The 8,697-nt window shown below is 32.8% G+C and carries 8 protein-coding genes; 5 read left to right on the top strand and 3 right to left on the bottom strand.

From position 1 onward, the window contains the following. Window positions 1-24: 24 nt before the first annotated feature. Genes FGM02_RS11460 through FGM02_RS11470 form a run of 3 tightly spaced genes read right to left on the bottom strand, consistent with a single transcriptional unit; the run spans window position 25 to window position 3,744 of the window. Entirely contained in the window at window positions 25-2,862 is a 2,838-nt protein-coding gene (locus tag FGM02_RS11460; RefSeq protein WP_139958517.1) for a TolB family protein, read from the bottom strand. Between the two features lie 29 nt (window positions 2,863-2,891). Continuing rightward, window positions 2,892-3,128: a hypothetical protein gene (locus tag FGM02_RS11465; RefSeq protein ID WP_139958518.1), complete on the bottom strand. Its 237-nt coding sequence runs from the start codon at window positions 3,126-3,128 to the stop codon at window positions 2,892-2,894. Between the two features lie 7 nt (window positions 3,129-3,135). Then, a complete protein-coding gene (locus tag FGM02_RS11470; RefSeq protein ID WP_139958519.1) occupies window positions 3,136-3,744 on the bottom strand; it encodes a thiamine diphosphokinase in 609 nt (202 codons plus the stop codon). A gap of 190 nt (window positions 3,745-3,934) precedes the next feature. Here FGM02_RS11470 and FGM02_RS11475 point away from each other — a divergent pair, with 190 nt between their 5' ends. From FGM02_RS11475 to FGM02_RS11495, 5 genes are all read left to right on the top strand, one after another. Next, the gene (locus tag FGM02_RS11475) at window positions 3,935-5,017 is read left to right on the top strand and encodes a diphosphomevalonate/mevalonate 3,5-bisphosphate decarboxylase family protein (protein ID WP_139958567.1); all 1,083 of its coding nucleotides are present in this window, start codon (window positions 3,935-3,937) and stop codon (window positions 5,015-5,017) included. 4 nt (window positions 5,018-5,021) lie between these two features. After that, the gene (locus FGM02_RS11480) at window positions 5,022-5,597 is read left to right on the top strand and encodes a toxin-antitoxin system YwqK family antitoxin (protein WP_139958520.1); all 576 of its coding nucleotides are present in this window, start codon (window positions 5,022-5,024) and stop codon (window positions 5,595-5,597) included. A 104-nt stretch (window positions 5,598-5,701) separates the two neighbouring features. Further along, entirely contained in the window at window positions 5,702-6,628 is a 927-nt protein-coding gene (locus tag FGM02_RS11485) for a mevalonate kinase family protein (protein WP_139958521.1), read from the top strand. Window positions 6,629-6,633: 5 nt separating this feature from the next. After that, window positions 6,634-7,572 (top strand): geranylgeranylglycerol-phosphate geranylgeranyltransferase, encoded by a 939-nt coding sequence (locus FGM02_RS11490; protein WP_139958522.1) that lies wholly within the window; start codon window positions 6,634-6,636, stop codon window positions 7,570-7,572. Between the two features lie 102 nt (window positions 7,573-7,674). Then, window positions 7,675-8,574, top strand: a complete 900-nt coding sequence (locus FGM02_RS11495; RefSeq protein ID WP_139958523.1) for a pseudouridine synthase — start codon at window positions 7,675-7,677, stop codon at window positions 8,572-8,574. Window positions 8,575-8,697 lie beyond the last annotated feature (123 nt).

Below are 8,697 nucleotides of genomic sequence, written 5' to 3' on the forward strand. Positions count from 1 at the left end.
AACTTCATCTTCTCGTGTTTTTATTTAAAAATTCAACTGAAGAAATAAAGCTGAATTTGATTTTTCAGTTGAGTAGATATCTTGATTTAATAAAATGCTTTGTCGCAGTCCAATAGAAACAGGCAATACATTTAGAAAAATATTGTCGAAAATTAATTCTGCTCCATAGGAATTTCTATTTACAGAGGTGGGAAGTATGGCTGAGTCACTTTTTCTTTCATAGCTGAACTTCCTGTCTAATTTACTGAAATCGAAAAATAAATTTCCTCGTATTCTTTTAAAATAAGTAAGTCCCCAAAAACCCCAATCCGGGTAAAATATCGGGAATTCATAGTTGGCCGATAATTTCAAAGCTTCATCATTAAACAAGGATTCATAACCTCTTGAAAAAGCAAAGGTGTTTGGGTATTTGTAGGTGTTGGTCAAATTTTCTTTTTGCCAAGTAGCCACTAATTTTGTGCTGTGATTTTTAGAGAACCCAGGAAAAAATAAAATACTTTGAATTGCGGTTTGCTGAACAGCTTCTGATGTGAGTCCTTTTTTGAATGAAATACTAAAATATTGCCCGAATCTAGGTCCAAGGTTTTGTAAGGCCGTTTGGCGTAAATTATAAAAAGTAACACTAGATTCTATGGCGCCAAAATTAAAGCTGCTAATTGAAGCGTTTGTATAATTGTTGGTAAGGTGCTGTGCATAATTGCTTTCAAGTTGAAAAGATTGCGAATAATTCCCTTTTACCTTTGAGAGTGGTATCGAAATTCCACCACTTATGGTGTTTTCTGAAAAGGCAATGGAACTGAGTCTTTCTGAGGTTTCAAAAAGTGTAGTTCGATCTTCTTTTGTGGCTTTTGCAGTTAGTTCTATAAAATATTTGCTATAGGTCGCCTCGGCTATATAACCTGTGGTCTTTTCATTTTCGTTAAATAATACAGAAACATTGGCAGAAAAATCGGTCAGTGTGTTTTTAAATTGCAATCCCAAGGCAGTTGCGTTTGATAGGTAATTATTCTGTGTAAAGCCCCAACTATGCAATTGCAAGCCTTTAAAAAATCCTTTAAAAGAATTAATTTTATAGGCGTTTTTAGGAATGCTGTCTAAAACAGGTCTTTCTATTTTTGTTGTTTTAATAGCATATCTTTTTTGATCTTTTGGAGCGATGATGGATATGTTTTTTGGCGAGATATCACGCAAGTCCAATTCGCTAATTTGATGTCCGTTTTCAGTAAAATCACTATAAATTATTTTTCCTTCTGGAGAAATATTGGGCGTATAAGCACCGACTTTTACAGAAGAAATTTGTTTTATTATTTGATCTTTTAAAACATAAATATTATCAATACCACTAAAGGAAGCGGTAAAATAAATATGGTTATTTGAAACCGTAAAATTTTCTATGGTATGTGCTGTCCATGCGGATAATTGCTCTGTTTTTTTAGTGGCTATCGTATATTTAAAAAAGGCGATTTTAGACTTTCTTCTAACAAGGTAAATGATTTCAGCATCTTTGGCCGTCCATTTTGGATAGCTGTAAAAATCGTTTTTAGGATTTTGGATTGTTGCTTCTACCTGACCTGTTTCAGCATTAAGAATTGTTAAATGTGTTTTTAAATTTGAATCTGCTTTTACGGCAACAATTTTTGAAAGATCGTCTGAAAGATTTGGAGAAAAATAATGCCCATTTTTAGTAATGGTTTTTTTTGAATTTCTGTTTAGGTCGTAAATGGTAATATTGCTGTAATTTGTGTTTCCCCTTCTGTAATCCTTTTGAAAAGTTGTCCAAATAAGTTTATTTTTTTTGGAAGAAAGAAAACGGTCAGGAGTAATACCTGTAGTTGTTAGTTCTTTTTCCTTTTTGTCTGTTATTTGAATAATTTTAGGAATGTCGTTGTAACTGGTTTTGAGACAAACAATGGTTCCGTCTTCTAAATACTGCGGAAAAAGATAATGGCTTGGGACTTTGTTTTTTTTGCTGACAACAGTAAAAGGTGTATAGTCTAATTGCGTTGCTTCTGTTTTAAATTTTTCTTGAAGAGATGTATAGGCTTTTTTGTACATTTTGGTGGTCGTTAGCCCTGTATGTCTTTTCATAGCACCAGAAAAAGGATATAAAATTGTTGTTGCTGCGGCCGCATCGTACAATATTTTTTTTCCAGTTTCAATGCCGTAGTTGTTTCTTAAATAGTTTGTCATAACAAACCCTAAAGGATAGGCATTCGGAACAATATTTTTGTATGAACCGTTTCTTGCTTTTGCGTAGGAGTAAAAATGGTCATTTAACAACAAGGCTCTTTGTTCTTTAAAAAAAGAAGGATTTCTACCACGTCCATTTTCAGAGACCAAAGTTTCTGATAAAACAGCATCTCCTTCTAAGTACCAATCTGGAATTAATAAATTGATGGAAGCAGACCAACCAATTTGGCCAGAAATAAAATAGAAACCTTTTGTAAAACCTACATTTGAATTTGCATATTGCAATACATGTCGGTATTCATGTACCGTTAACAAATCAAGCCAGTCTGTAGAACCTAACGAAGAAAAATTTTGCGGAGCCGTTCCAAAAAGTTCACTTCTAAAAGGAGCTAGGGTTACAAAACCATTAGAAATAACTTGTTGTGTTTGCAAAATTACATCTATTTTTTTCGACTCGTTTCCTACTGAAATTCCGGTGTTTTTATTCAGGTAGTCAATAACATCCGCAATTCGTTTGGCTTGCTCACTGGTGTTTTTTGGAAAAATGACACGAACATTTTTATTTTCTATGGATTTCCATTCAATTTTAGAACTGTGATTTCCTAAGGTTTGAGCCACTAGCCCAGTTGTATACAAAATGAAGGCAAAAAAAAATAAATACGACTTTTTCATGTGTTTTTCCTTTTTATGAAGCATATAGGTTATTCGGCAAGCTGACCTCTGTGTGGTTTTAAAGCATCTCTGTAGGTTTTCATATCTACTTCATCCACAATTATAAAAGCGGTTGCATGCATTTCTGAAATTTCTAGGTGGTCAATTTCGTAAAAGTGTAGTTTTTCTATTTGGGCAAATTCTTTTAAATGTATGCAATGGTGTTTTGCAGTTCCTAGTCCTGATGGGCCTTTAAAATCCCAAATTAATTTTAATTTTCTGTTCAAAATATGTTTATTTATGGCTGATGTAAATTAATAAACTCCCTTCTTTGAAATTTATTTTAATGGTATCGTCTTTTGCTTTGTTTCTAGTGCCTATTCTTTCTCCAAAAACCAATTTTTCTTTGTTTAATGGGTACAGCAAACCTGTTGTTTCTATTTCAGTAGCAAAAGGAAAGGGAATCAAAGAAACCGTACTATTTTTAATGTTATTTATTTCGAAGTTGTTTTCTATAAAATAATAGCGACCGTAATCGTCGAAAAAAGTAATATTTAGTTTTTGTTTCCATTGCAATGCCGTGCTAATATTTCCTAAAAAATGATCGTGTTCTTTTCCACTGCCACCATATACATGTACTTCTGTTATGTTTTTGTGTTGAAGGATTTGCAATGCTTTTTCAAAATCCGTAAAATTTTGATCAGGAGTATGAATCACCTCAATATGCTCAGGTTTGTCTATAATTGAATCAAAGTCGCCTGTAACCAAATGAGGTTCAATGCCCATTTTACGTAAGTGATTGTAACCACCGTCAATAGCACAGACAAGAGAGTATTCTTTTAAGTTTGGTAAATGCTTAGGAGCAGCTCCGTTAAGTAGTAAAAAGGCAGTTGTAGGTTTCATTGCCACAAATGTAGCCAAAAAGTATGGTTTTCAAGTTTTCGTTTTCAATGGATTTTTTCCTTTTTATTGAAGGAAAGACGGAAGATGAGCAGTTGGTTTTTTAAGTCAAAATTGGCCTAACTAAATAAATTAAGGAAGGTTTATGAAATTGATTAGAAACAAATATCTTTGCGTAAAATATATTGATTTGATGACTGAAGATTTTAAAGAACCTATACCTAGTTTACAAGTAGCACAAGGATCCGTGGCTTGGCAAACGCCTAGTAATATTGCCTTGGTTAAATATTGGGGAAAAAGAGATCCGCAATTGCCAGAAAATCCTTCGATTAGTTTTACCTTAAAAAACTGTCATACAAATACAAAAGTAGATTTTGTCAAAAGAACGATTACAGATGGTGAGTTTAGTTTCGATATTATTTTTGAAGGAGAAAAGAAAGAAGCTTTCAAACCAAAAATTCAAAAGTTTTTTGAGCGAATTCAAGAATATGTTCCTTTTGTTTCGGAATATCATTTTACCATTACCTCCGATAATTCATTTCCGCATAGTAGTGGAATAGCCTCTTCGGCAAGTGGAATGAGTGCTTTGTCCATGTGTTTGATGAGTATTGAAAAACAATTAAATCCAGAAATTTCTGAAACTTATTTTTATAGAAAAGCCTCTTTTTTGGCAAGGTTAGGATCGGGTAGTGCTTGTAGAAGTGTGAAAGGAAATTTGGTTGTTTGGGGAGCGCATCCTGAAATTGCTGAAAGTTCTGATTTGTATGGAGTACCTTTTTCAGAAGAAATTGCGCCAATATTTGAGAACTATCAAGATACTATTTTGTTGGTAGATAAAGGAGAAAAACAAGTAAGTAGTACGGTAGGGCACCAGTTAATGCATGGGCATCCGTATGCGGCCAGTCGATTTTCACAAGCAGTTGAAAATATTTCAAAAATTAAAACGTTTCTAAAGTCGGGAGCTATAAAAGAATTTATTGCTTTGGTTGAAAGTGAAGCTTTGACATTGCATGCTATGATGATGACGAGCCAACCTTATTTTATTTTGATGAAGCCAAATACGTTGGAAATTATAAATAAAATTTGGGCATACAGAGCAGAAAACGATTCGAATATCTGTTTTACATTGGACGCTGGAGCAAATGTTCATTTATTGTATCCTGAAAACGAAAAAGAAAAAGTTCACAGTTTTATTGAAACTGAATTGTCAATACATTGTCAAAACAACCACTTTATCCATGATGAACTTGGGTATGGTGCAAAAGAAATGAAATAGAGGTATGAAAAATATTGGGCTAATTATTTTAGTTACGTTTTCAGTATTCAAAGGGCATTCGCAAACCGACACTATTTGGTTTGATAAAGAATGGAAAGTTCAAGCAGAAGAGGCGGCTACCTATTTTAGAGTAGCTACTTTAAAAGAAGAACGCTTTAAAGAATTTTTTCCTTTTAAGGATTATAATTTGCAAGGAGAAAAACTAAAGGAAGGCGTGACGCTAGAAAAAGTAAAGGATGCTTTTGTAGGGGAAGTCGTTTATTTTAATGCGGATGGTTCGGTTGCTGAACGAATGGTTTATAAAAATGGATTTAAGTACGGCGATCATAAAGTGTACTACAAATCAGGGAAATTGAAAATTTCGGAATCGTATTTGTTTGGAGTGTTAAAAGGGCCTAGTAAAAGCTACAATGAAGATGGAACTTTGTTAGAATCGGGTGTTTATATAGATGATAAAAGAGAAGGCGTTTGGAAGGTGTATTATAAAAATGGAAAGCTAAAAGAACAAGGTTTGTATAAAAAAGGATTGCGAGTTGGGATTTGGAAAACCTATTATTACAACGGGACTCCGCAAGAGTAAGTAGCATTTGTATACCTTTTGTTTAGAGAACTATACCTATTGTTAAAATGCTCATATACACTCGTTAAAAAAACGTATCTTTGTTGCCATAAAATAGCCAAAAAATGAAAGGACCTTTATTTTATGCCAAAATATTATTATTTGGTGAGTATGGAATTATAAAAGATTCCAAAGGCTTAGCAATTCCTTACAATAACTTTCAAGGAGCTTTGAAAATTTCTGAAAAAGCAACAGCAGCTACAGAAAGTTCCAACAAAAATTTACGAAAATTGTATGTATACCTTTCGCAATTAAATAGCGATTTGGTTTCTTTTAATTTAAAAGTATTGAAAGAAGATATAGACAAGGGGATGTATTTTGACTCAAGTATACCGCAAGGTTACGGTGTGGGAAGTTCAGGTGCTTTGGTGGCTTCAATTTATGACAAATACGCAGATGATAAAATAACAGTTTTAGAAAATTTAACGAAAGAAAAATTACTAAAACTAAAGCAGATTTTTTCTTTGATGGAATCTTTCTTTCACGGAAAAAGCTCAGGATTAGATCCTTTAAATAGTTATTTAAGTTTGCCTATTTTAATCAACTCTTCAACAAATGTAGAACCAACCGGAATTCCTTATCAAAAAGAAGGGAAAGCTGCAGTATTTCTATTAGATTCAAAAATTATTGGAGAAACAGAGCCGATGGTGAGCATCTTTATGAACAAGATGAAAAACGAAGGCTTTAGAAAAATGTTTAGTGAAGAATTTGCAAAACATACAGATTCTTGCATTGAAGATTTCTTAGTTGGAGATGTGAAATCGCTGTTTTCTAATATGAAAAGTTTATCCAAAGTTGTTTTAGAAAATTTCAAACCAATGATTCCTTCTGCCTTTCATAAATTATGGAAGCAAGGAATTGACAGCAATGATTATTACTTGAAACTTTGTGGTTCTGGTGGTGGTGGTTATATTTTAGGTTTTGCTAAGGATTACGAAAAAGTAAAAAAACAATTGAAAGGTTATAACTTAGAACTGGTTTATCGATTCTAAAAAAAATGGATTTATTGAATATATCCGAGAATAACCGAAAGGCTCAGCAACCCCTATATTATACTTTTATTGGTATGTTGTCCGTAATGCGTGGTTACAATATTCTAATTGTAGTCATTGCCCAGTATTTGGCTTCTATATTTATCTTCAAACCGAATGAGTCGTTAAAAAGTATTTTGTTAGATGGTCATTTATTTATCACCGTTTTAGCAACTAGTTTGGTTATTGCTGCGGGGTATATCATTAATAATTTTTACGATGCAGAAGTTGATAGAATCAACAAACCTTTAAAAACATCGATAGATAATTTTGTCAGTCAAAAATCAAAATTGCGAATTTATTTCTTGTTAAATTTTCTTGGTTTTTTCTTGGGCTTTGTTGTCTCATGGAAGGCGGCCTTATTTTTTGCTATTTATATTTTTTTAATCTGGTTCTATTCACATAAATTAAAAAAGAAACCTTTTTTAGGTTTGTTAGGTGCAACTTCTTTAGCCATGTTACCTTTCTTTGTGATTTTTGTATACCATAAAAATATCTCAGAAATTATTTTCACGCATGCAGCTTTTTTGTTTTGTATGATTCTAATTCGAGAATTGGTGAAAGATTTAGAGAATGTAAAAGGGGCTTTTATTTATGAATACCAAACCATTCCCGTAAAATACGGTCCGGAATTTTCTAAGGTAATCATTGCCTTGTTTGTGTTTTTGGCGATGAATCCCATCTATTTTTTATGGAAATATCCTGAAATTGGAATGATGCGTTATTATTTCTATTTTGTTTTTGTTTCGCTTTTGGTATTTCTAGTCCTGTTATGGAAGGCTAAATCCCAAGCAAATTATAATGTATTGCACAATATTTTAAAAATACTCATTGTTATAGGTGTTTTTAGCCTGTCTTTAATAGATACCTCTGTAATTATCTCCAGAATTCTAGAACGCTTATAATCTGTTTGTTATGGTTTTATTTCTTTTTAAGGAATGCCTTCAACTAATTGCGGATAACTCAAATCAAAAGTGTATTTTTGCAAAAAATAAATTTTATTTAAAATGACTACAGGAAAAAACTCGTCGAGAGGACGACAAGGAGACAGAAAAACATTTAGTAAACCTACTAATAAACGTTCTACTTTCTCAAAAGAGGAGAGACCAAGTACTGGTGCTCCTAAAGGACCGAAAAAGCGTCCAAGTAAATTTGAAAAAAAAGCACCCGCTAAACAAGTTGTTAGATCAGAAGCAGACGGAATCCGTTTGAACAAGTATATTTCTAATTCAGGAATTTGTTCTCGTAGAGAGGCAGATGTTTTGATTGGAGCAGGGTCGGCAATGGTAAACGGTAAAGTAATTACTGAAATGGGACACCGTGTAAAATTAACCGATGAGGTTCGTTTTGATGGAACATTGATCAATCCAGAAACAAAACGTTATGTTTTGTTGAACAAGCCTAAAAACTATATCACTACTATGGACGACGAAAGAGGTCGTAAAACGGTAATGGAATTGGTGCATATGGCAGCTAAAGAACGTATTTACCCAGTAGGGCGTTTGGATAGAAATACGACAGGTTTGTTGTTGTTTACCAACGATGGTGATTTGGCTAAGAAATTAACGCATCCAAAGCACAATGTTAGAAAATTATACCATGCTTCTTTAGATAGAAAATTATCGATAAGCGATTTACAGAAATTATCGAGTGGTGATTTTCAGGTAGAAGGGAAAAAAGTATTTATTGATGATGTGGCTTATGTAGAAGGAGAGTCTAAAACAGAAATAGGTATTGAAATTCATTCAGGAAGAAACAGAATTGTAAGAAAGATTTTCGAATCTTTAGGATACAAAGTGGTAAAACTTGACCGTGTAATTTTTGCGGGTATGACGAAGAAAAATATTCAAAGAGGTCATTGGAGACATTTGACAGAATTGGAAATAAATACACTTAAAATGATTTAAGATTTTTTTTAAAGAAAAGACAAAAAAAATTCTCTGAAAAAATATTTTTCAGAGAGTTTTTTTTTGAATAAATTTTGTTCGTTTATACCAAATAATTTATTTTCCAATAGCCAATAGCCAATA

It is taken from the genome of Flavicella sediminum (assembly GCF_006381105.1).
In the GTDB taxonomy this organism is placed as follows: domain Bacteria; phylum Bacteroidota; class Bacteroidia; order Flavobacteriales; family Flavobacteriaceae; genus Flavicella; species Flavicella sediminum.

Coding starts and splice junctions, on each gene's coding strand:
- FGM02_RS11460 (WP_139958517.1), bottom strand. CDS start 2,862: ATGAAAAAGTCGTATTTATTTTTTTTTGCCTTCATTTTGTATACAACT.
- FGM02_RS11470 (WP_139958519.1), bottom strand. CDS start 3,744: ATGAAACCTACAACTGCCTTTTTACTACTTAACGGAGCTGCTCCTAAG.
- FGM02_RS11475 (WP_139958567.1), top strand. CDS start 3,935: ATGACTGAAGATTTTAAAGAACCTATACCTAGTTTACAAGTAGCACAA.
- FGM02_RS11480 (WP_139958520.1), top strand. CDS start 5,022: ATGAAAAATATTGGGCTAATTATTTTAGTTACGTTTTCAGTATTCAAA.
- FGM02_RS11485 (WP_139958521.1), top strand. CDS start 5,702: ATGAAAGGACCTTTATTTTATGCCAAAATATTATTATTTGGTGAGTAT.
- FGM02_RS11490 (WP_139958522.1), top strand. CDS start 6,634: ATGGATTTATTGAATATATCCGAGAATAACCGAAAGGCTCAGCAACCC.
- FGM02_RS11495 (WP_139958523.1), top strand. CDS start 7,675: ATGACTACAGGAAAAAACTCGTCGAGAGGACGACAAGGAGACAGAAAA.